The 252-nt window shown below is 57.5% G+C and carries 1 pseudogene; it reads right to left on the minus strand.

From position 1 onward, the window contains the following. Positions 1 to 108: 108 nt before the first annotated feature. A pseudogene (locus NCS58_RS12545) lies at positions 109 to 252 on the minus strand (UDP-3-O-[3-hydroxymyristoyl] N-acetylglucosamine deacetylase); the annotation flags it as partial.

A 252-nucleotide genomic window follows, 5' to 3' on the forward strand; every position in this document is an offset into this window, starting at 1 on the left:
CCTCTACAGGAAGCGCTCGCGCGGATGGCGGCGCGGCATCAGGCGCGCGGACAAAAAAAATGAGCGGCGCCCGGCCGCTCATTCTTGTTCATCCGTTGAGGCTTTCAGTTAAGCAAACGCGGTCTGCGTGTCGAAACCGAAACCGCGCGGTGCGGTTTTCGTATCTTCAAATGTGACGATTTCATAAGCGTCTTCGTTCGCGAGCAACTCACGCAGCAGCATGTTGTTCATCGCGTGACCGCCCTTGTACGC

This window comes from Caballeronia sp. INML3B, assembly GCF_023631305.1.
GTDB classification, from domain to species: Bacteria; Pseudomonadota; Gammaproteobacteria; order Burkholderiales; family Burkholderiaceae; genus Caballeronia; species Caballeronia turbans.